The sequence below is a fragment of the Flavobacterium sp. FlaQc-30 genome (assembly GCF_044005885.1).
GTDB lineage: Bacteria > Bacteroidota > Bacteroidia > Flavobacteriales > Flavobacteriaceae > Flavobacterium.
The window spans coordinates 185,830-208,641 of the sequence record NZ_JBIPCO010000006.1 but is presented as its reverse complement, the minus strand read 5'-3'; the positions used below and the strand labels follow the sequence as shown (position 1 = coordinate 208,641).

Sequence of the window (22,812 nt, the reverse complement as noted above, 5' to 3'; positions counted from 1 at the left end):
TTCTAAAACTATTTAAAGTTTGAAATCCCTTCTTTCAGCCAGTGTAAATATTCGTCTGCACTTACATAACTAATTGTTGGTTTAGAAGCATTCAAATTATTTCCTTCTAAATCTGTAATTATATACAAAGGCTGTGTATTCGTTTTATATTTTGAGATCATAAAATCCGTCCATTTATCACCAACCGTAATAATTTTATCTCCAGAAGCCGTTACAAATTGTTCCTCTACTGGCAATTCACGTTTATCATCAACGTATAAAGAAATCAAAACAACATCATTCTTTAAAATTGGCAGAATCGTTGGTTCAGACCAAACATTATTCTCCATCTTTCTACAGTTTACACAAGCATAACCAGTAAAATCTAACATAATTGGTTTGTTGATTGATTTTGCATACGCCAATCCATCTTCATAATCATGAAAAACCATAATTCCATGAGGCCCTAATTCAGCACCTTCCGGCATTCCTTTCACCGCTTCTGTACTACTGCTTCCACCTGCTGAGCTTCCTCCTACACCAAATGGGCTTTCGCTATATTGCGGCGGCGGCGGAAACGCACTGATTAATTTTAAAGGTGCTCCCCAAAGCCCTGGAATTAAATACACTGTAAACACAAGCGTAAGCAATCCTAAATACAATCTTCCTACTGAAATATGATGTAACGGACTATCATGCGGCAAGGTAATTTTTCCGAATAAATACAAAGTCAAAGCCGCAAAAATAGCAATCCAAATCGCGATAAAAACTTCTCTTTCTAAAAAGTGTAATTGCAGAACCAAGTCAGCATTTGATAAAAATTTAAATGCCAAAGCCAATTCTAAGAATCCTAAAACAACTTTTACTGTATTTAACCATCCGCCAGATTTTGGTAACGAATTTAACCAACCTGGGAACATCGCGAACAACATAAATGGTAAAGCTAAAGCTGATGAAAAACCTAACATTCCAACAATTGGAGCAATTCCTCCGTTTGAAGCAGCCTCAACTAATAAAGTCCCAACAATTGGCCCCGTACAAGAGAATGATACAATTGCCAAAGCCAAAGCCATGAACAAAATTCCAATTATTCCGCCTCTATCAGCTTGCTGATCTGCTTTGTTTGCCCATGAATTTGGCAGCATAATTTCAAAAGCTCCCAAAAATGAAGTAGCAAAAATGATTAAGATTACAAAGAAAATCAAGTTAAACCATACATCTGTTGATAACGCATTTAAAGCGTCTGCACCAAATATCTTCGTTACAATTAACCCTAAAATTACATAAATAGCAATAATCGAAAGTCCGTATATTACAGCATTTCTAATACCTTTTGCTCTGCTTTTACTTTGCTTCGTAAAGAAACTTACCGTCATTGGGATCATTGGGAAAACGCAAGGCGTCAATAAAGCCGCAAATCCTGAGATAAAAGCAATAAAAAAGATTGACCACAAACTTCTTGCAGGAGCTGGTTTCTGTACATCATCAACAGCTTTAGCAGCTTCATTATCAACTTTTGCTGGTTCTACTTTCTCTACTGCTGTTGTTTTACTTACCGTATCAACAGCTATTCCAGTTACTTTCGTTTCGTCCAGTTTGGATTCTGCAACCGCAGGAACCTCATTCATTTTGAACGTTGAAGGAACTGCAATTGAGAATTTCTTGCTCGAATTGATACAAACCTCCTTACAAACCTGAAAATCAAAATCTACATCAACTGTTTTTAAATTTGGGTTTATGATTTTTATTTCTTGTTCAATATGAGCTTTTCCTTCAAAAAAAGTTTCATTTACACCAAAAACATCATTAAAAGCCGTTTTGGTTTTACCCTCTTTTGCTTTTCCAACTAATTCGTAATTTCCTTTTTGATTCTTAAAAGTAATTTCCAACGCAAGCGGCCCGCCGTCTGGCGTAAACTGCGAATACATATGCCAGTCTTTTTCGATCGTTCCATCAAAAATCAATACTGCATTGTTTCCTGATTTTTTTTCAATTTTTGCGGTCCATTTAACCGGCTCTAAAATTTGAGCATTACTTTTTGCAAAGGCAAAAATGAAAAACAGTAAAAATAAAATCGATTTGCTCCTGAAACTTTGTAGCATTCCTGCTTGATTAGATTGAGTAAAATTCATTATTGTAGTTCTATTTTAAGTATTTTATTTGAGGTTTTTTCTATTCTAAAACGTTCATCCTGTCTAATGCCAACCACCCAGACTATTTTATCATCTGAACATAAAATCCAAGTTTGTTCCTTTTCAATTAGAGATAGCTTCTCATCTTTAAAAAGCTTGCTCACTTTTTTTGATTTTCCGTGCATTCCAAACGGATGAAAAACATCTCCTTCATTCCATTTACGTAAAACTAATGGAAATTGGATTTTATCGGCGTCGACAAATATAACTCTATTTGAATCTATTGTTATGTGACCTACGTTACAAAGCTTTAACTTTAAGGGAAAATTAACTTCTTTTTCATTTTCATTAATTTCGAACTGCTCCTTTTCTGACATTTCAGAAATGGGACTCAAAATCAAAATATCCCTGTTTTTCAACAGTCTGAACTCCGCCGAGAAAACTTGTTTACCCGACTGCCCATTTACCAAATCATAAATATCATTCCACGCTAAAAAACCAAATTCATGAAGCCATTGATACAAATAAGATTTATAATTGGGTAATTTTTTAAGCTTTTTTAAATCGAAATGAATGTCGTCACCAGCCTCCTTTGCAACCTGCTGATAAATCATAATCGAAGCATCTCCAACCATAACCTGGGATTCTTGCAGATATGACTGTGTTTTCTGAAAAGCATTTAAAAAGTTTGGATTTAGTTCTTTTAAAATCGGAACTAAGTCGTGACGTATTTTATTTCTAAGGTATTTATTGGATACATTACTGCTGTCCTCACGCCATTCTATCTTATTTTCTTCAGCATATTTCAAAATTTCTTCTCTTGAAAAAGGCAAAAGCGGACGTATTATTTTATCATTTTGCTGTGGAATTCCACTCAATCCATCCAATCCCGTTCCTCGAGACAAATTGATTATGAATGTTTCCAAATTATCATCAGCGTGATGTGCTGTTAAAATATAATCGAAGTTTTTTTCTTCAAGAAGCTCATAAAACCAGCTGTAACGAAGTTCACGAGCAGCAACTTGTGTTGATAATTTGTAGTCTTTTGCAAAAGCTTCAGTATCAAATTGAGTTGTAAATACAGATATATTGTTTTGATCGCAATAATTTTCGACAAAAGTCTGATCTCCAAAACTTTCTAATCCGCGAAGCTGAAAATTACAATGAAGTACAGCAATTTCGTATGACAGCTGTTTTAACAAATGCAACAATACCATACTATCTAAACCGCCGCTCACAGCAAGAAAAAGTTTTTTTTCTGCTAAAAATGGAAATCTTGAAACGATATGATTTTGAAATTTTGAAAACATTTGATAAAAGTAAAAAATTAAATTCGATCTATTTTTAAATGAAATGTTAAGCGTGCTATTTCGCCACGAATTACACTAATTTCCGCGAATTATTTTTTTTATTTCGCCACAGATTAAAAAGATTTACACAGCTTTTTTTAATCATTTTAATCTGTGGCTATATTTTTTCTAAAATTGGAGAAAAAGTAATTAGTGCAAATTCTTGTAATTCGTGGCAATATCTCTATTGCAAAACTTCGTGCATTGCTTTAGCTTTCAACAAACACTCTTCGTATTCTTTTTCAGGTATTGACAGTGATGTTATAGCGCTTCCAACAGAAAAAGAAACATACTTATTTTCTTGATTGTAAAAAATACTTCTAATAACAACGTTGAAATCAAAATCGCCTTCGGGTGTAAAATAACCAACAGCGCCGCTGTACAAACCACGCTTGGTTTCTTCCAAATTTTCAATAATTTTCATAACTGAAATCTTTGGTGCTCCAGTCATACTTCCCATTGGAAAAGTTGTTTTTAAAACATCAACTGGTGAATATTGGGCGTCTAATTTTGAAGTTATAGTCGAAATCATTTGATGCACCTGCAAAAACGAATATATTTTGCACAACTCCGTCACTTTTACGGAACCTTTTTGTGCAGTATGTGACAAATCATTTCGAACCAAATCTGTAATCATAATGTTTTCGGCTCGTTCTTTTGCATCAGATTCTAAATACTCTTTTGATTTCTGATCTTCGATTGGATCTGAAAAACGTTTTGAAGTTCCTTTTATCGGCTGAGAAATAATATCTTCTCCCCTCTTTTTAAGGTATCTTTCGGGTGAAGCTGAAAGCAGATATTGTTTATGATTTTTAAAGAATACTGAAAATGGCGCTTGCGAAATTTCATTTAGTTTTAGAAATTTTTCTAACGGATTTATAACAACATTTTCACTGTAAAATTCCATACAAAAATTCGCTTCATACATATCACCAAGATGAATATGCTGCAGCATTTTATTGACTTTTTCAACATATGACTCTTTAGAAATACGCTGTTCAATTTTTATAGGCACTCCACTTTCGACTTTCAACTTTTGACTTTCGACTATATCCTTAAAATCATCTTCAATTTCATCATCACAAAGGTTTAAATATTGAATTTCGAGCTGATTTTCTTTCAACAAAAATATTTTTTTTGGCTGAAAGAAAAATAAATCTGGAAAGTCTAACCCATCAAAATTATTGGATTTTAAATCTTCAATATCATTTTTTAAATCATAGGAAAGGTAACCAAACAGCCAGTCTTTGGTTGTTTGCTGATATTGTTTTAAATCATCAAACGCATTTTGAAAGTCGGTTTTTAAAGAGGTAAAGGCATCCACTGCCAAAATAAAATCAAAGCTTGAATATTCTTGCGGATACGAATTGCTGTCTAGAAAAACGATCTCACGAAACTGCTGTGACCAGCTCATCAACTGCTGTTTAAATTGCGCTGGATTGGAAATATGTTTATGAATTGAAACTCTCAAAAATGAATAGATTTTTAAATCGCAAAATTACAACAAAAAAAAACTAATGTTTAAAAATTATTGGCACGCTTTTTAATACTTCGTTTTTGTAATAATTCACGTGCAATTAACAATCAAAAACTTAATCAATTAAAACTTTTATGAAAACACTTGTAAAATTAAGCACTATATGCTTCTTGGTAATCTTTTTACTTTTTTCCTGCAAAAAGGCAGACAGCACATCATCTGCAGATGTAAAAATTGAGTCGGCAAGCCGAGATGAAGCCGCAGCAACTACAGATGCAAGCGATTCTGAAACTGCAGGTTCGAAAGAACAGCTCCAAATTCAGGCTGGTCAAATTACTGCAGGAGAATGGAATGATTTAAATAATTGGTCATTCTGGGAATCAATAAGTGAAAACTCTGAGTTTTCAGAAATGCGTAATTATTGGAATTATAACTTAAGAGATCGAATATCTGTGAATATAAAATCTGGTTCAGAAAATGTAGTCGACGTACCTGTATCATTGCTTAACTCCGAAAACGAAATCGTCTGGACCTCGAGAACAAATAATAAAGGGAATGCTGAATTATGGCCGCTTTTAAAGAACTCTAAAAAAGCAGATCTGAAAAATTTAAAAGTAAGAGTCGGGAATGAAACATTTGACAACATTCAGAAATACAGCAAATTAAAAAACAACAATCTATCTCTTAAAAACTATAATAAAAGAGATTCTGAAAAGAAAATCGACATTGCATTTATGGTTGATGCGACAGGTTCTATGGGAGATGAATTAGATTATTTAAAAGAAGAACTATTAGATGTTATCTCAAAAGTAAAACAACAAAACCAAAATGCAAAAATAAACATGGGCGCTGTATTTTACAGAGACAAAGGCGAGGAATATGTAACTAAAGTTTCTGATTTTTCATCTAATATTGATACTACAATCAGCTTTATAAAAGATCAATCTGCTGCGGCAGGAGGAGATTTTCCTGAAGCTGTTGAAACAGCTTTAGATAAATCAATTAATTCTTTGCAATGGTCAGAAAATGCAACTTCTAGAATACTTTTTTTAGTATTAGATGCTCCGCCGCACTATGACGAACAAATTGTATTTCAAATTCATACTTTAATTGAAACAGCAAGTAAAAAAGGAATCAAAATTATTCCTATTACCGCTAGCGGTATCGACAAAGAAACTGAATTTTTAATGCGTTATATGGCAATTGCAACTAACGGGACTTATGTTTTCATCACCAATGATAGTGGTATTGGTAATGATCATCTTGTAGCATCGGTGGGAGACTATCAAGTAGAATATTTAAATAAATTAATGGAAAGACTAATAAATGAAAGTATAAAATAAAAAATAAGGCAGGTAAAATATCATCAAAAAACAAATAAAACTGTTAAAAAACAGAGATTTAGTACAGAAAAAATCATTATATTTGATATAACATTTCTACTAATCCTAAAACAGGATATTATTGATTGTTATACTCTCACTAAAATGACACTTTAGATAGATTTGCATTTTATTTGGAGAATATTGATTTGCATTTTCAGCATAATAAATTATATCATTTTAACCTTTTAAAATCTTAAGTATTATGAAAATTGCTACTATTATTGTCCGCGTTTTAATCGGCCTGTTATTGCTGTTTGCCTCCATTTCATTTTTCTTTAAGCTGGCTCCGGAGCCAGAAACGACTGGCAACTTTAAGGCGTTTAATATGGGGTTAGTTGCTTCAACGTACTTGCTTCCATTGGCTAAAACAGTTGAATTGCTTTGCGGAATTTCGTTTGTAAGCGGCCGCTTTGTTACTTTAGCAAATATTATGATCCTTCCCATTACCATCAACATCTTGTTTATTAATTATTTTTTAACTCCTGAAAGCCTGCCAATAGCCGGATTACTTTTCTTGGGGAATTTATTCTTAATTTACAGATACTGGGATAATTATAAAGCTGTTTTTACTCCTTGATTCGTTTTTTATCTAAAAAAAATAAACCCGGAAGATTTAAAAACCTTCCGGGTTTATTTTTTCAGCCCGTTTTTCTTCATGTTTCACTCGAAAGAATACTTCTATTTTAAACTTTCGCCGGCTGCAAGTGCAACTTTTAATCTAAAAAATTTATCCTTAATAAAAAGGACCAAAAATGAGACCCTGAGCATACCAACATCGTCCTTTTTGACAAACTTGGCTTTCCCGATGCTTTCTTCCCATTTGTCTTTTTTGACACTATAGTCCTAATTACTGACTTTTATGGTACTTAATCATTCTTAGCATTTACAGCAGTCTTATACAATTCTCCTCAATATTACATTTTGCAGAAATAGAGTATAATGCAATTCTTGGCTTTTACAAAAACACCACAATAAACACATTATCAGAATCATACCTCTAATTTACAAAAATTTCCTGACACTTAATATTTTTTCGACCATTAAAAAGCGTCTACAATAAATTAAAAAAAGTTTCTTCTATATTACTAGAATATCCTTACTAAAACCTACATTTGGTATACTAACTAACCTATTTAAATGAAAATCCACCTATTTTTTATTCTCTTATTTTACACTTCTATTTCCAAATCTCAATCTATACAATCTGTTGACTCATTAAACATTGAAATCTGTAAATCATTGATTCAAAATAAAAATTTGAATAATGAAATTAGAGTCAATACTATAAATAATGCCCACATTACTCCTTACCTATCAAAGTTTAAGGACAGCATCATTCAAAAAAAAGTATTTGAGCAAATATTTTTCAGACTGCATAAAAACTGTAACGAATTTGTAGCTCTTTTTCCAAATGAATCAGCAAAAAGCAACTGGTCTATGCAAACTGAGAAACCAATAGAAGACATTTCTAGAGAACAATGCAATAGTTTTGAAAAAGCCGCACAATACTATTATTATGAAAATGACGGCAACAAAGTAGAAGTAACTATAAATGATAATTTATGGATAGAAAAATTCAGTGATGATACTTTTTCAAAACTGTATTTTAAACAAAAAAGTAATTGCGAATTTGAATTAGAGTTTATAGAGAGTAATAATTTATCTCGAAAAAATTTAAGTGTTAAAGGCGACAAATACCTTTACAGAATCTACAATGAAGCTGAAGGCGTTTATAGTGTTTACATGAAAAACAAAGAAACCTATTATACTTTTAAAATAATGAGGCAATAAAAAAACCGTCAAAATTATTTTTTTGACGGTTTAAATATATTTATACGTAAAAAATTATACGTGTAAAGCTCTATTATCTGTTGCTGCTAATGCCGCTTCTTTTATTGCTTCAGCAAAAGTTGGGTGTGCATGGCTCATTCTTGAAATATCTTCAGCAGAAGCTTTAAATTCCATTGCAGTAACCGCTTCAGCAATTAAATCAGCTGTACGAGCACCAATCATGTGAACTCCTAATACCTCATCTGTTTTTTCGTCAGCAAGGATTTTTACGAATCCGTCTAAATCAGCACTTGCTCTTGCACGTCCTAACGCTTTAAATGGGAAACTTCCAGATTTGTAAGCTACTCCTGCAGCTTTCAATTGCTCTTCAGTTTGTCCAACTGCAGCAACTTCTGGCCAAGTGTAAACTACACCAGGAATTAAGTTATAATCGATATGCGGTTTTTGACCTGCTAAGATTTCAGCAACCATAGTTCCTTCTTCCTCTGCTTTGTGTGCTAACATTGCTCCACGAACAACATCTCCAATTGCATAAATATTAGGAACGTTTGTTTGTAAATGATCGTTTACTTCAACTTGTCCTCTATCTGAAATTTTAACTCCAGCTTTATCAGCGTTTAATCCGTCTGTGTAAGGACGACGACCTACAGAAACTAATGAGTAATCTCCTTCTAGAGTGATTGTTTCTCCTTTTGCGTTTTCAGCTTGAACTGTAACAGCATCGCCGTTTCTTTCTACTGATTTTACTTTGTGAGAAACGTAGAATTTCATTCCTTGTTTTTTCAACACTTTAGTTAATTCTTTTGAAAGCGAACCATCCATTCCAGGAATAATTCTGTCCATGAATTCTACTACAGAAACCTGAGCTCCTAAACGAAGATAAACTTGTCCAAGCTCAATTCCGATAACTCCACCACCAATAATAACTAAGTGCTTTGGAACTTCTTTTAAAGCTAAAGCTTCAGTAGAAGTGATGATTCTTTCTTTATCAATTTTGATGAATGGTAAAGAAGACGGTTTTGAACCTGTTGCGATTACAGTATATTTTGCTTCAATAGTTTCAGATGTTCCGTCTGCTTTTGCAACTGAAATATGTGTTGCGTCTACAAAAGAACCTAAACCATTAAAAACAGTAATTTTATTTTTATCCATTAAATAGTTCACACCACCTGAAGTTTGATCTACAACCGCTTGTTTACGGGCAATCATTTTCTCTAAATTGATCTTTACATCTCCAGAAACTTCAATTCCGTGATCTGCGAAATGTTTAATTTCAGCATAATGGTGAGAAGAAGCTAATAATGCTTTTGAAGGAATACAACCTACGTTAAGGCAAGTTCCGCCTAATGAATTATATTTTTCTACAATTGCAGTTTTGAAACCTAATTGTGCGCAACGAATTGCTGATACATATCCTCCAGGACCTGAACCTATAATGACTACGTCAAATGAACTCATAGTATTTTGTTTTTATTTTAGCGGTTACAAAATTAAGGAATAAAGTTTTGTTTGAAGTTTAATTTTCAATGTTTTTTGTGTGAAATTTTAGGTGTGGGTTTTCTGCCACGAAGGCTCAAAGGCACAAAGTTTTTTGTTTTTGTTAAGCTCACAAAGTGTGTCATTTCGACTGAAAGGAGAAATCGCACCAGTGAGTCGACAAAGATCGGAAATATGCTTTGCGGAGTTTCGTGTGTGATTTCTCCTTTCAGTCGAAATGACAAACAGGGCATTAGACGCACTGCTGTGCGTCTCTACAAAAAACCTTTGCCACTCTGCACCTCTGAACCTTAAAAAGAAATCACCGTCGAATTCTTAACCTCACTAATCATAAAAGTACTCTGCGTGCTTCCAATATGTTGTAATGAAGTCAGTTTTGTAACCAAAAATTCTCGGTACGCTTCCATATCTTTTACTAATACTTTCAGTATATAATCATAATCGCCGCTTACGTGATGACATTCTAGAACTTCATTGAGTTTGATAACTTCGCTTTCGAATTTGGTTAGGAACTCTTTTGTATGCTGAATGAGTTTTAAATGGCAGAAAACTACAAATCCTTTTTCGATTTTAGATTTATCGACTAGAGCGGCGTAGCTTTTAATTATTCCTTCTCTTTCTAACTTTTTGATTCGCTCGTATACTGCTGTTACTGAAAGATTAAGTTTCAAGGATAACTCTTTGTTGGTTTGCTTGCTGTCGGTTTGTAATAAAACTAAAAGCTTTTTATCTACGGCGTCTAAAGTCATGGTTTCAGTTTAATGGTTAGTTGTTGAAATGAAAAAAAATCTATTGAATTACATTTCTTTCATCAAATTTAGATTAAAAATCACAATAAATACATTTTTACAGTTTTAAAAACTAAACACAAAGACAAGCATTGATTAATAATCTAAATAGATCTTATTTTGAACAGAATTTCTTTTGAAAATGAGTTTTCCAGTCCTAAACCAAGCGATAGCACTTCGATTAGGAATGAGCTCCTAAACAAATTCAATCAACAATAAACTATTAACTAATGAAAGACTTTAACCCAGCAGATAAAATACAGGATTTACAATACTTTGGTGAATTTGGAGGCGTAAATCCGTCGATTTCTGATTCTTCAACTTATACTTTTCTTTCAGCAAAAACCATGTTTGATACTTTTGAAGGTAATATGGAAGGCTGCTATTTGTACTCACGTCATTCATCGCCAAGTAATTTGTATTTAGATCAGGCTTTGGCGGCAATGGAAGGAACAGAAACGGCAAATGTTTCGGCTTCGGGAATGGGAGCCATTACGCCTACTCTTTTGCAATTGTGCGGTGCGGGTGACCATATTGTTTCGAGCAGAACGATTTATGGCGGAACTTACGCTTTCTTGAAAAACTTTACACCAAGATTCGGGATTGAAACAAGCTTTGTTGACATTACAAAACTAGATGTTGTAGAGGCTGCTATTACGCCAAAAACGAAAGTTTTGTATTGTGAAACAGTTAGTAACCCATTATTGGAAGTGGCTGATATTGCAGGTTTAGCTAAAATCGCTAAAAAACATAATCTGAAATTGGTGGTTGATAATACGTTTTCACCATTATCTGTTTCGCCAGCAAAATTGGGGGCTGATATTGTTATTCACAGTTTAACGAAATATATTAACGGAAGCAGTGATACCGTTGGCGGCGTGACTTGTGCATCTAAAGAATTTATTAATGCTTTGAAAAATGTAAATTCTGGAGCAAGTATGCTTTTAGGTCCTACAATGGACAGTTTACGTTCTGCGAGTGTGATGAAAAACCTGCGCACACTTCATATCCGAATTAAACAGCACAGTCATAACGCGCATTTTCTTGCGGATCAATTTGAAAAAGACGGTTTGAAAACGGTTTATCCGGGATTAAAAAGTCACCCAAGCCATGAATTATACAAAACAATGATTAACCCTGAATATGGCTTTGGAGGTATGCTGACAATTGACGTTGGCTCTTTGGCGAAAGCCAATGAGTTAATGGAATTAATGCAGGCTCGAAATTTAGGCTATTTGGCGGTAAGTTTAGGCTTTTACAAAACATTATTCAGTGCGCCGGGAACTTCAACTTCAAGTGAAATTCCGTTAGAAGAACAACAAGAAATGGGATTGACAGATGGTTTAATTCGTTTTTCTATCGGATTAGACAACGACATTGAGCGTACTTACGAAATGATGAAGGCCTGCATGATTGAACTTGGGGTTTTATAAATTTGAAACAATTCTTTATAAATAAATTTGCACGATTTTTTTTAGTTTGTTTGAATCCGCTGGAGATTTTTCTCTATGCGGATTTTTTTATTGCTAAAAAACAAATCCAGCAATCTTTGACAAAAACAAAAAAAACTGTTCTGAAAATTTCAGAACGGTTTTCTATCTTAATCTTGTTCAAAATGCTTAAAAGACTGCCAATATTTGTCTTTATACAGCTCGTAACTTATTTTAAAATCGCCGTTGTACTTTTTTATTAACTCGTCTGCCGTCTTTGAAGGATTTCTAAAGTCTTTACAAGCAAAAAAGAGTTCTCTTTTGTTGTTTGCTGTTTCTCTTCCTATATTTAAATATCCCTCAAAATCTGGTAAATAATTTATTATTTCTTCCTCAATTTCTTCTAATCTATTATTGGTTGCTCCGTCTGGTAATCCTCCATTATCACAGTCCTCAAATTCAAGTGCAAGAATAAAAACCCACGGATGCGATGCTTTTTTATCCCATTTTAAAAGGGTCGTATTTATTAAAGCCAATACGATTCCGCCATCTTTACGTTTTCCTTCAAAATTGGTATAACCATCATTTTCTGTGTTATGTCTAATTCCTTCGTATTTCTCGACAAATTCTTTCTCTCTCCAAATCAAATAACCGCTTAATTTTTCAATAGGAATTAACTCTTCTGAAACTTCGCTGTTTCCTATAACTTTTAAATTATCGATTAGTGTAACTGAATGCATTTCGCCCAAATAGTTATCTAAAAAAATATGAACACCGTTTGTTACAGCAGCCTTTTTTTCTTCGCTGTAATCATCATACACAATCGTTAAATCTATTTCATCTGGATAGCTTTTATGTAAGTTGGGATAAAATTTCAAATTGTCTTTATTGAATTCAAAATTCTCATACTTAATCCCTACATCTTTAATATCGCAGGCTGGTTTAAGTGCAGTAAATTTCCAACCGTTGATCTTGGGAGCTGTCTCAACCAACTCTTCAATAACATAGATATTTCTTAATGCTCCGTCGGGTGTTAGAATTAACTCAGCTGTTTGATCGTCACTCATTCCTGTCAAAAAATAAATTCCAGAATGAATTTCTTCCAGTTTTGGTGCCAGTTTATCAAAGAAACCTTTATGGATATTTTCTCCGTTTTGAATGATTTTAAAAAACTCTTTTTCCTGTTTTAAAAACCAGTTCCAAAAATCACTGCAGGATTCTATTTTTACTTCTTTTCTACCTAATATATTTTTTAAAAAACTCATTTATAATAAAAACAATTTAAATTTTACGACAGAACAAACCTAAGAAAAAACTTTCGTAAACAGGAGGATATTTTTATAAAAAAGCCATAAAAAAAACCGTTTTGAGATTTTTTCAAAAACGGTTTCTATTTATAATTTTCAGCTTTTAATTTATGCTTCTGTTACATTGAGTTTACTATTTTTTCTACTATAAGTAAAGTAAATCAATAATCCTATTAGTAACCAAATTGTAAAATAAATCCAGTTCCAAACACTTAATTCAGCCATCATGTATAGACAGCAGATTAATCCTAAAAGTGGAATTAAAGACAGGTTTTTTCTAAATGCCCAAACGGCTAATCCAACTAAAACAAAAAGGAAAATCCACATTGGAATTTTATGTTTGAATAAGCTAATTCCTGATTCGTATTTTAAAGAATCTGCAATAGGCATTCCTTTTACAACCTCAGCATATTTTGCATCATCATCTTGATATTGACTTAGTAAATGTTCTAAATCTGCAGTTTCAGCCGTTTTATTATCAACATCAATACTTTCTAAATAATTGAATACTTTTTCAGATTCGCCTTTATTTAAAGAGGTAATAATAGTTGTTGCATCGTTTATTTGTGTCTCATTTGTAATGAAAGCCATTGTAGCTTTATTATTAAAAGCAAAAGAATAATACAATCCTGCAATTATTGCCAATGGTAAAATAAATTTTGCGTTGATATAAGGAGTTTTGAATTTTCCTCTAGGAATATCTGTTTTATCTTGTAATACTAAAACTCCTGCACAAACTAATACAAAGGCAAATAAAGTTCCAATACTGCACAAATCAGTCACCATTGTCAGATTCAAAAACAAAGCTGGAACTGCAACCACAAAACCGGTTACGACTGTAGCAAATGATGGTGTTTTGAATTTTGGATGAACTTTGGAGAATTTCTTTGGTAATAAACCATCACGGCTCATACTCATCCAGATACGAGGCTGCCCCATTTGAAAAACCAATAAAACACTTGCCATTGCAACTACTGCACTTACTGCAATAATTCCTGACATCCATTTTAAGTCTAATTTTTCGAAAACAAATGCTAATGGATCTCCAACATTTAATTCGTTATAACGAACCATTCCTGTTAAAACTAAAGCAATAGCAATATATAAAATGGTACAAATAATAATTGCCCACATCATACCTCGAGGTAAATCGCGCTGCGGATTTTTGCATTCTTCGGCAGTTGTAGAAATAGCATCAAACCCAATATAAGCAAAGAAAACTGCTGATACTCCTTTTAATACACCACCAACTCCATTTGGAGCAAACGGATCCCAATTTGCTGTATCTACATAAAATGCTCCTACCGCAATTACTAAAAGAACTACACACAGTTTTACAACTACCATTAAGTTGCTGGCATTACGAGACTCTTTCATTCCTCTATAAACCAAGGCCGTAATCAAAATAATGATAAATAAAGCTGGAATATCAGTTACAAAATGAAATGAACCTATAGTTGGTGCCGTAGTCCAAGCTGTGTGTGCAGCCTGCAATGCGGTACTTAAATTTTCGAATGATTTTCCGCCTCGCATTAAAGCTTCGGCATCTTTAAAGCCGTTTGAAGCCGTTAAATAATCCATCTGAATCCATTGCGGTAAATGAATCCCGCCGCTCTGGAGAAGTCCCGTAAAATAATCACTCCACGATATGGCGACAGTTATGTTTCCTACGGCATATTCCATGATTAATGCCCAACCAATTATCCAAGCAATAATTTCACCAAATGCAACATATGAGTATGTATAAGCGCTTCCAGAAACTGGAACCATTGAAGCAAATTCAGCATAAGCAAAAGCCGCAAAACTACAGGCTAAAGCAGTAAATAAAAACAGAAAAATAACAGCTGGACCACCATCTGCACTGGCTTTTCCGATGGTGCTAAAAATACCTGCTCCTACAATAGCTGCAATACCAAACGCGGTTAAATCTCTTGTGGTCAAATGCTTTCCTAATGCATCATGACCATCTGATTCGTTCTTTGCAACTTGCTTCAGAATATCTTGTACCGTTTTTTTTCGGAATAAACCTGATAATGCCATATATGGTTTTACTTTTTAAATTAATTTATAGCGGTCTTTATGCTTTTATTTTGCAAATAATGCAATTTTTATCGTGATTTCAAATATATAAAACGATTTTGTTTTCTTCAACAGATAATCAAACAAAATAAACAGGAATAAACTGTATCAAAATAATCATTTAGGTTTTTTCCTAAAAGCAAATACTTACTTAGTAAAGTAAAACTGCTGTTATTATAAAAATGACTTGTTTCTATTACAAATTAGTGCACTTTTGTTCAACTGCAGCCATTTTATTTTTATCTTAAAAACAATCACACAAGTTAAAAACAATAATATATTAACCTAAAATAAGATAATATTCGCTTACTAAATAGTAATATAGTACCAATTTGTAAATTAAGGCTACACTATTTTTATCCAAATATATTTCAGTCTAAAAATTTAAAATAATGTCGTTTCTATTCTTTCCTTTCTTTCGTTAATTGTCTTAAAAAGAGATCAAAATTTCAACACTATTTATAAGTTAATTCCTAAACAAACGAAATACTTATTATATTTACTCCTTCAAAATGCAATACTATAACAAACTAAAAACACCTATATAATGAAGAAACATTTGTTACTCTTTCTATTAATCTGCTCCAGCGTTTTTGCGCAAGAAGATATTGATATTAATCAACTCAATTGGCTGCCAAACTCACACTCTTTTTGGGTGAATTCTCAAGATAATATAGAGGTTTATGACGTTGATAAACTAAATCAAAAGAAAACTATTTTAACTGATGATCAATTAAAAAAATCTGGTTTTACAGGAGAGATTGAGGATTTGGTTTGGAATGAAAACAAAACAAAAGTGTTAGTTTTCACCAATTCTAAAAAAGTCTGGAGAGCCAATACCAAAGGAGATTTTTGGTATTTTGATTTAACAACTGGAAAAGGAAGACAACTGGGAACGAGCTTAGAAAAGTCGTCATTGATGTTTGCTAAGTTTTCTAACGATAACGAAAATGTGGCTTATGTTTCGCAGCATAATATTTATCTGGAAAATTTAAACTCTGGAAAAATAACTCCTTTGACAACAGACGGAACTGATAAAATCATAAACGGTACTTTTGACTGGGTTTACGAGGAAGAACTTGCTGCTCGTGATGGTTTTAAATGGAGTCCTGATGGAAAAAGCATTTCATTCTGGCGTGTAGATGCTTCAAAAACGAAGTTTCATTTAATGATCAATAATACTGATGCTCTTTATCCGTTTACGATTCCAGTAGAATATCCTAAAGCTGGAGAAAAACCTTCATCTGTAAAAATTGGTGTAATTGATATTACTTCTTTACAAACAAACTGGCTGAATATTCCCGGCGAGCCTGATAATAATTATTTAGTTCGAATGGAATGGATCAGCAATCAAAATGTAATGGTTATTCAATTAAATAGAAATCAAAACCAAGCTTCTATTTATAAATGTGATACTAAATCTGGAACGGCGAATTTGATCTATCAGGAAAAATCAGATTCTTGGATTGATGTATTTGATATTTCTTCAGGAGAATATGATGTTTTTCCGTGTCAGTTTGTAGATAATGGAAAATCGTTTCTTTGGAGTTCAGATGCTGACGGCTGGATGCATATTTACAAAATCAGCAGCGACGGCAAAAAGAAAGAACTTGTTACAACTGAAAATTTTGATGCTTACTACAAAGCTTACAATCAAGAAACGAAATCTGTTTATTTTATTGCCAGCCCAAAAGACGCAACACAACGTTATTTGTACGAAACTAATTTAAACACAAAGAAAACAAAACGCGTCACTCCTCAAGAGTTTGAGGGAACAAATGAGTACAGTTTTTCGACTGATGCTAAATATGCTAAACACGTAAATTCGAATATCAATCGCGATTACAATAAACGTTTGGTTGCTTTATCTGGTCACAAAAAAATACTTCCGACTGCTGCAGATTCATTCTCGGCACCAAGACGTAATTATTCATTAGAGAAATTTAAAGTTACAACTGTTGACGGAATCGAAATAGATGGCGTTATGGCAAAACCTTTGAATTTTGATGCTTCTAAAAAATATCCTGTATTTTTTTATGTCTATGGCGAACCAATGGCGTCCGTTGCAAACGATGAACCGTATTTTTATCCCTTTATTGCTTCTTTAATTCCTGAGGGCTATATTGGAATTGCAATGGATAACCGCGGAACTCCTGTATTAAAAGGTACAAAATGGAGAAAATCAATTTACAAAAACATTGGAATTATCAATACGCACGATCAAGCTATGGCTGCTAAAGAAGTTTTGAAATGGAACTTTATTGATTCTGACAGAGTTGCTATTCATAGATGGAGCGGCGGCGGCGCTGTAACTTTGAATTTGATGTTTCAGTTTCCTGAAATTTACAAAACCGGAATTGCGATCGCAGCGGTTACAGATCAGCATTTTTACGACAATATTTATACGGAAAGGTATATGGGCTTGCCAAGTGAAAACGAAGCGACTTACATAAAAGCTTCGCCTGTAACTCATGCTAAAAATCTGAAAGGAAATTTATTATACATTCATGGAACGGGCGACGATAATGTACATTATAAAAATGCCGAGGTTCTGATTAATGAATTGGTAAAATATGATAAAATGTTCGATTTGATGATTTATCCAAATCGTTCACACAGCATATACGAGGGAGAAGGAACTACAAAACATCTTGCCGATACATTTACAAAATACATCAAAGAGCATTGCCCTCCTGGTGCTAAATAATTTACAAGAATTTAAACTTGTCATTTTTAAGCCCTGTTATTTTTCGGAATAATGGGGCTTAGTCGTTTTAATAGATTACACTTTTTTTGCCACAGATTAAAGGATTAAAAAGGATTTTTTCACGCAGATTTGGCAGATTAAGCAGATTTTTTTTAAACTTTAGAAATAGTAAAATCTGCATAGATCTGCTTAAATCTTTTTAAATCTGCGTGAAAACTATCTAGGCACAGATTAAAAAATCCTTTTTAATCCTTTAATCAGTGGCAAAACTTTTTTTTCTTAGCTCTCCCTTACGTAATTCTTTACGGTCAACCTCTCTCGCTACTTCAAGCAATTTCTCAATATACTAACTGGATGCTGTGCTTCGCGTTTTGTGCCGTCATAAATTTGATGACGACAGCTGGTTCCTGCAGCGGCAATTTTTACATTTTCGGCAGTATTGCGCACTTTTGGAAACAAAGTATCTTCGCCCATTTGCATACTCACTTTATAATGCTCTTTTTCATATCCAAAAGAACCCGCCATTCCGCAACAGCCCGAATTGTAAATTGTAACTGTATTATTTTTAGGAAGATTCAGCATGGCAAAAGTGGCTTCAACAGAACTTAAAGACTTTTAATGACAATGTCCGTGAATCTTAATTTCTTTTGTTTCTTCAGAAAATGAATCAGGTCTGATTTTTCCGTCGATTATTTCTTTCTTGAAAAATTCCTCGATTGTGAATGCATTTTGTGAAATTCGTTCGGCATTTTCTTTATCCGATGCCAATCGCAAATATTCATCTCTAAAAGTCAAAATTGCCGAAGGTTCTATTCCTATTAAAGGGGTATTGCTCGAAATTAAATCCTTGAAAATATTGATATTTATATCGGTTATCTTTTTGGCTTCTTCCAAGAATCCTTTCGAAAGATACGTTCTTCCGCTTTCTTCGTGATCTATAATTAAAACCTCATAACCCAATTTTGTCAACAATTCAAAAGCATCAATCCCGATATTTACGTCGTAATAATTGGTAAATTCATCAACGAATAAATACAATTTTCCGTTTGGAAAATCTGTGCTTTTTGGTTTGTTACTTTCATACCATTTTCTGAAAGTCTTTTTTGCCAAAAGCGGCACTTGTCTTTCTGGCGCAATTCCCATCGATTTTTTAACCAATGATTGATTCGAAATAAAATTCGTGATCGACGGAAACAAACTTCCCATTTTGTTCAGTTTTGCGTTGTTGGCAAAAATCTTACTTCGGGTCGAAAATCCGTTTGCTTTTTGATATTGGTATAAAAATTCCGCTTTAAGAGTTGCAACATCAACATTACTTGGACATTCGCTCGCACAGGCTTTACAGCTTACACACAACTCAAAAACTTCGTATAGTTCTTTCTGGTCAAATTTGTTTTCTTTCTCAGAATACGTCAAATATTCTCGTAAAGCATTTGCTCTTGCACGAGTTGTTTCTTTTTCATTTCGAGTCGCTCGATAACTCGGGCACATTGCTCCTCCTGCCGACGGCATTTTTCGGCAATCGCCGGAACCATTGCATTTTTCGGCAGCACGCAAAATCCCTAAACTGTCTGAAAAATCCTGAAACGTTTTAATATCTGGTTCTACTCTGCCCGAAATCACACGATGGTTTTCATCCATTTTCAAAGCGTTGACAATCTTTCCGATATTAAAAACCGAATTCGGGTCAAACGCCAATTTAATTCTTTTCAGCAATTCGTAATTCTTATCGCCAATCATAAACGGAATAAACTCTCCACGTACTATGCCGTCACCGTGTTCTCCGCTTAATGAACCCCTGTATTTTTTTACCAAATGCGCCACGTCGGTCGCAATAGTTCTGAATAATTTTAGGTCAGATGTTTTCTTTAAATTCAAAACCGGACGCAAATGCAATTCTCCCGCACCAGCATGCGCATAGTAAATCGCTTCCTGTCCGTGACTTAACATCATTGCTGAAAACTCAGCTATATAAGCTGGCAAATCGCTTAATTCTACAGCTGTATCTTCTATAGAATCGGCAGCTTTGTTGTCGCCAACAATACTTCCTAACAATCCTAATCCTGCTTTTCTAAGTTCGTTGGCTTTATCAATATCAGCACCATAAATTTTTACGAGTGCGTACCCAAAATTGTGTTTTTCTAAATCGGCAATTAAAGCATTTGCTTGATTTTCGGCATCTTCAAGCGTGTTTGATGCCACTTCAAAAAGCATAATCGCTTTTGGTTCACCAACTAAAAAGAATCTGTTTTTAATATGTTCGCGATTCGTTTTCGTACAATCTAAAATCGTGTCGTCGATCATTTCGCAAGTGTACAAATGATGTTTCATTGCCACCACAACAGATTCCAGCGATTCCTGAATCGTATGATAATGCCCCACAACCATAATATTATGTGCAGGAGGTAAATCGTCAACTTTTAACGTAATTTCGGTTGTAAAAGCCAGCGTTCCTTCGCTTCCGCAAAGTAGTTTTCCTAAGTTTATTGTTGGTTCAGTTCCGCCAAATATTTCTGATTTTAGCAGAATATCAACGGCGTAACCTGTATTTCGTCTGTGAATCTCAGGTTTCGGAAACTCTTTTATAATTTCTTCCTGATTTTCTTTTACCGAAAGTTCGTCGTAAACACTTTTATAGATTTTATTTTCTAAAGAATCGCCTTTGGTTTTCTCGATAAATTCCGCCGAAGTCAATTCGCCAAAAGCCACTTCCGATCCATCGCTCAAAATCGCTTTTACCTCAGCAATTTTATCACGCGTAACGCCATAACGAATTGAAGTTGTTCCTGATGAATTATTTCCAACCATTCCGCCAATCATCGCTCGATTTGAAGTTGATGTAATTGGCGCAAAGAAAACGCCGTATGGTTTCAAATACAAATTCAACTCATCACGAATCACTCCAGGCTGAACGGTAACTGTTTTTTTCTCAGCATCATAACTTAAAATTTTAGTGAAATGTTTCGATACATCAACTACAATTCCATCTCCTACTGCCTGCCCTGCCAAAGAAGTTCCCGCAGTTCTTGGTGTAACCGAAATATTATGCTGAGCTGCAAAGCGAATTAACTTGCTAATATCTGCCGTAGTTTTAGGCAAAGCCACTGCGTTTGGACGAATCCTATACACCGAAGCATCTGTAGAATATAGTGTTTTATAAAGATCATCATATAAAAGTGTACCTTCTAATGATGCTGCTAGTTCTTGTAACTCTTTATTTATCGACATTATTGCTTTCTTTTTGAGTTACAAAAATAGGTATTTTTTTAAGGTTCAAAGAGGCATAGTAACAAAGGTTCTGAGGTTTTCTTTGCTATTGTTTTTGAAATTGGAATTTAGGGTTTTAACTCAATTGTCAATCTGAGCGTACACTGCAAAATTCTCCAATCTTGTCATTTCGAGGAACGAGAAATCACACTCGTAAATCGAGAAAGATTGGCGATCTTCTTTGCGGAGTTTCTAGTGTGATTTCTCGTTCCTCGAAATGACAAACTGCTTGAAAATCTATCCGAGTTTATCTTTTTTCAAAATAACGTTTTATATTTACCATCTAGAGAAAATTTGCTGCATCAAAACATATTGTTTCTCAAAACATAAAACGCAATACTTTTCTTACTTTAAAATATTTTTTTGATATCTTTACAATCCTAAACACAAAGAAAAATGATATCAAAAAAACTTTTGCCCGTACGGTATGGTGGCAGTATTGGAAACAACTGCAACGCACTTTGTGGCGTAGGACACCTAAGCTGTGCGGGTTCTTTTCCTAAACACAAAGATTATGAGTACAAACGCAATTTCAAGAGAAACCGAAATCAGGCTTTTGAATTTTTTCAACGACAGAATCGAACCTGAAGAAATGGCTAAAACACTAAGGCAGGTAAATTTTACGCTTGCATTAGGCGTTATGAGCGAACACGAAGAACTTCAAAACGAAATAGCCAAATTAAGAGACGGTTTATACTGGCTCAATGAATTAGCAGAAACTTTAAATCCTTATTTGGATTTGGAGTAGAGTTTTAATTAGCTTAAAAACAGAGAACCTCGATTTTATAAATCGAGGTTTTTTTATTGCTATTTATTTAGATGCTGATACAAGGATTTCTAATTATAAGCGCGTAACTCTTTAAAACAAACGAGCGCCGGCATCGGCAAAATTTTTAATTTTAGAACTATTGGGACTTAATTCTGTCACAATAGCATCTATTTGATTTAGATCGCAGACTTTATGTGGCATTTTGCCGTTGATCTTGTCTGAAGTTGCCAAGACAATAACTTTGGCAGAAGCTTTAATCATTTCTTTTTTAATAATTGAAACTTCGTAGCCCATTTCGGTAAGTCCTTGATTTACGTCGAGACTGCTCACACCCAAAAAACAAACGTCGGCTTTAATTTTTGACAGTACTTGCACTACGTCTATTCCTACGGTTACCATTGCATTTTTTTGCAATTTCCCTCCAATAAAAATCAGTTCTATATTAGGATGCTGAGATAACTGCATGGCTATGGGCAGACTATACGTATATATAGTAGCTGATAAATCTTTTGGAATAAGTTTACAAAAAGCTAAATTGGTAGTTCCTCCAGTCATTATAATTACTTGTCCGTCAACTAAAAACGACAGGGCTTTTTGACCTACTATGTTTTTTTTATCTTCATTAACAATAGCAATATCAAACACACTGCTTGGCTTGTCTTTTACTAGAAAAGCGCCTCCATAAACTTTATTAATCAAGCCTTTATTATGCAATTCATTAAAATCTCTGCGTATTGTATCTTCAGAGATATTTAATTCTAAAGCGAGATCAATAGTATTGATTTTTTCGACATTCTTAAATTTATCCATGATAAATTGATGTCTTTCTCTTTTAAGCATCTGATTTTTTTTACA

At 33.8% G+C, this 22,812-nt stretch carries 14 protein-coding genes and 1 pseudogene; 6 read left to right on the top strand and 9 right to left on the bottom strand.

Annotated elements, in window-relative coordinates; all coding sequences use genetic code 11:
• Window positions 1–8 precede the first annotated feature (8 nt).
• From ACHRV0_RS14830 to ACHRV0_RS14820, 3 genes are all read right to left on the bottom strand, one after another.
• Window positions 9–2,111, bottom strand: a complete 2,103-nt coding sequence (locus ACHRV0_RS14830; protein WP_395441400.1) for a cytochrome c biogenesis protein CcdA — start codon at window positions 2,109–2,111, stop codon at window positions 9–11.
• Window positions 2,111–3,421, bottom strand: a complete 1,311-nt coding sequence (gene tilS / locus ACHRV0_RS14825) for a tRNA lysidine(34) synthetase TilS (RefSeq protein WP_395441399.1) — start codon at window positions 3,419–3,421, stop codon at window positions 2,111–2,113. Before tilS ends, ACHRV0_RS14830 begins: the two co-directional genes overlap by 1 nt.
• Window positions 3,422–3,644: 223 nt before the next feature.
• The gene (locus tag ACHRV0_RS14820) at window positions 3,645–4,931 is read right to left on the bottom strand and encodes an anthranilate synthase component I family protein (RefSeq protein WP_395441398.1); all 1,287 of its coding nucleotides are present in this window, start codon (window positions 4,929–4,931) and stop codon (window positions 3,645–3,647) included.
• 140 nt (window positions 4,932–5,071) lie between these two features.
• Here ACHRV0_RS14820 and ACHRV0_RS14815 point away from each other — a divergent pair, with 140 nt between their 5' ends.
• The 3 genes from ACHRV0_RS14815 (at window position 5,072) to ACHRV0_RS14805 (ending at window position 8,113) form a co-directional block, all read left to right on the top strand.
• Window positions 5,072–6,280, top strand: a complete 1,209-nt coding sequence (locus ACHRV0_RS14815) for a VWA domain-containing protein (protein ID WP_395441397.1) — start codon at window positions 5,072–5,074, stop codon at window positions 6,278–6,280.
• Between the two features lie 244 nt (window positions 6,281–6,524).
• Window positions 6,525–6,899: a DoxX family membrane protein gene (locus ACHRV0_RS14810; RefSeq protein ID WP_129024761.1), complete on the top strand. Its 375-nt coding sequence runs from the start codon at window positions 6,525–6,527 to the stop codon at window positions 6,897–6,899.
• A 560-nt stretch (window positions 6,900–7,459) separates the two neighbouring features.
• On the top strand, window positions 7,460–8,113 hold the full coding sequence (locus ACHRV0_RS14805; protein WP_395441396.1) for a hypothetical protein: 654 nt from the start codon (window positions 7,460–7,462) through the stop codon (window positions 8,111–8,113).
• Window positions 8,114–8,167: 54 nt separating this feature from the next.
• Here ACHRV0_RS14805 and lpdA read toward each other — a convergent pair whose 3' ends face one another.
• Both lpdA and ACHRV0_RS14795 read right to left on the bottom strand, forming a co-directional pair.
• Window positions 8,168–9,571 carry a dihydrolipoyl dehydrogenase gene (lpdA, locus tag ACHRV0_RS14800; RefSeq protein ID WP_089054597.1) on the bottom strand — a complete coding sequence of 468 codons (1,404 nt, stop codon included), beginning with the start codon at window positions 9,569–9,571 and terminating at the stop codon, window positions 8,168–8,170.
• A gap of 329 nt (window positions 9,572–9,900) precedes the next feature.
• Window positions 9,901–10,359 (bottom strand): Lrp/AsnC family transcriptional regulator, encoded by a 459-nt coding sequence (locus tag ACHRV0_RS14795; RefSeq protein ID WP_089059458.1) that lies wholly within the window; start codon window positions 10,357–10,359, stop codon window positions 9,901–9,903.
• 269 nt (window positions 10,360–10,628) lie between these two features.
• On the opposite strand from ACHRV0_RS14795, the gene ACHRV0_RS14790 reads away from it, so the two are divergent.
• Window positions 10,629–11,831 (top strand): aminotransferase class I/II-fold pyridoxal phosphate-dependent enzyme, encoded by a 1,203-nt coding sequence (locus tag ACHRV0_RS14790; RefSeq protein ID WP_129024759.1) that lies wholly within the window; start codon window positions 10,629–10,631, stop codon window positions 11,829–11,831.
• Window positions 11,832–11,998: 167 nt separating this feature from the next.
• Here the strand turns inward: ACHRV0_RS14790 and ACHRV0_RS14785 are convergent, their stop codons facing one another.
• Both ACHRV0_RS14785 and ACHRV0_RS14780 read right to left on the bottom strand, forming a co-directional pair.
• Complete coding sequence (locus ACHRV0_RS14785; protein WP_395441395.1) at window positions 11,999–13,093, bottom strand: DUF695 domain-containing protein; 1,095 nt, start codon at window positions 13,091–13,093, stop codon at window positions 11,999–12,001.
• A 150-nt stretch (window positions 13,094–13,243) separates the two neighbouring features.
• Entirely contained in the window at window positions 13,244–15,175 is a 1,932-nt protein-coding gene (locus tag ACHRV0_RS14780) for an amino acid permease (RefSeq protein WP_395441394.1), read from the bottom strand.
• Between the two features lie 586 nt (window positions 15,176–15,761).
• On the opposite strand from ACHRV0_RS14780, the gene ACHRV0_RS14775 reads away from it, so the two are divergent.
• Window positions 15,762–17,921 (top strand): DPP IV N-terminal domain-containing protein, encoded by a 2,160-nt coding sequence (locus tag ACHRV0_RS14775; protein WP_395441393.1) that lies wholly within the window; start codon window positions 15,762–15,764, stop codon window positions 17,919–17,921.
• 321 nt (window positions 17,922–18,242) lie between these two features.
• Here ACHRV0_RS14775 and ACHRV0_RS14770 read toward each other — a convergent pair.
• Window positions 18,243–21,149, bottom strand: a pseudogene (locus ACHRV0_RS14770) (FAD-binding and (Fe-S)-binding domain-containing protein).
• A 553-nt stretch (window positions 21,150–21,702) separates the two neighbouring features.
• On the opposite strand from ACHRV0_RS14770, the gene ACHRV0_RS14765 reads away from it, so the two are divergent.
• Complete coding sequence (locus ACHRV0_RS14765) at window positions 21,703–21,936, top strand: hypothetical protein (protein ID WP_395441392.1); 234 nt, start codon at window positions 21,703–21,705, stop codon at window positions 21,934–21,936.
• A 111-nt stretch (window positions 21,937–22,047) separates the two neighbouring features.
• On the opposite strand, the gene ACHRV0_RS14760 is transcribed toward ACHRV0_RS14765, so the two are convergent.
• Window positions 22,048–22,797 carry a DeoR/GlpR family DNA-binding transcription regulator gene (locus ACHRV0_RS14760; RefSeq protein ID WP_129024185.1) on the bottom strand — a complete coding sequence of 250 codons (750 nt, stop codon included), beginning with the start codon at window positions 22,795–22,797 and terminating at the stop codon, window positions 22,048–22,050.
• Window positions 22,798–22,812: the final 15 nt, after the last annotated feature.

Coding starts and splice junctions, on each gene's coding strand:
- ACHRV0_RS14830 (WP_395441400.1), bottom strand. CDS start 2,111: ATGAATTTTACTCAATCTAATCAAGCAGGAATGCTACAAAGTTTCAGG.
- tilS (WP_395441399.1), bottom strand. CDS start 3,421: ATGTTTTCAAAATTTCAAAATCATATCGTTTCAAGATTTCCATTTTTA.
- ACHRV0_RS14815 (WP_395441397.1), top strand. CDS start 5,072: ATGAAAACACTTGTAAAATTAAGCACTATATGCTTCTTGGTAATCTTT.
- ACHRV0_RS14810 (WP_129024761.1), top strand. CDS start 6,525: ATGAAAATTGCTACTATTATTGTCCGCGTTTTAATCGGCCTGTTATTG.
- ACHRV0_RS14805 (WP_395441396.1), top strand. CDS start 7,460: ATGAAAATCCACCTATTTTTTATTCTCTTATTTTACACTTCTATTTCC.
- lpdA (WP_089054597.1), bottom strand. CDS start 9,571: ATGAGTTCATTTGACGTAGTCATTATAGGTTCAGGTCCTGGAGGATAT.
- ACHRV0_RS14795 (WP_089059458.1), bottom strand. CDS start 10,359: ATGACTTTAGACGCCGTAGATAAAAAGCTTTTAGTTTTATTACAAACC.
- ACHRV0_RS14790 (WP_129024759.1), top strand. CDS start 10,629: ATGAAAGACTTTAACCCAGCAGATAAAATACAGGATTTACAATACTTT.
- ACHRV0_RS14785 (WP_395441395.1), bottom strand. CDS start 13,093: ATGAGTTTTTTAAAAAATATATTAGGTAGAAAAGAAGTAAAAATAGAA.
- ACHRV0_RS14780 (WP_395441394.1), bottom strand. CDS start 15,175: ATGGCATTATCAGGTTTATTCCGAAAAAAAACGGTACAAGATATTCTG.
- ACHRV0_RS14775 (WP_395441393.1), top strand. CDS start 15,762: ATGAAGAAACATTTGTTACTCTTTCTATTAATCTGCTCCAGCGTTTTT.
- ACHRV0_RS14765 (WP_395441392.1), top strand. CDS start 21,703: ATGAGTACAAACGCAATTTCAAGAGAAACCGAAATCAGGCTTTTGAAT.
- ACHRV0_RS14760 (WP_129024185.1), bottom strand. CDS start 22,797: ATGCTTAAAAGAGAAAGACATCAATTTATCATGGATAAATTTAAGAAT.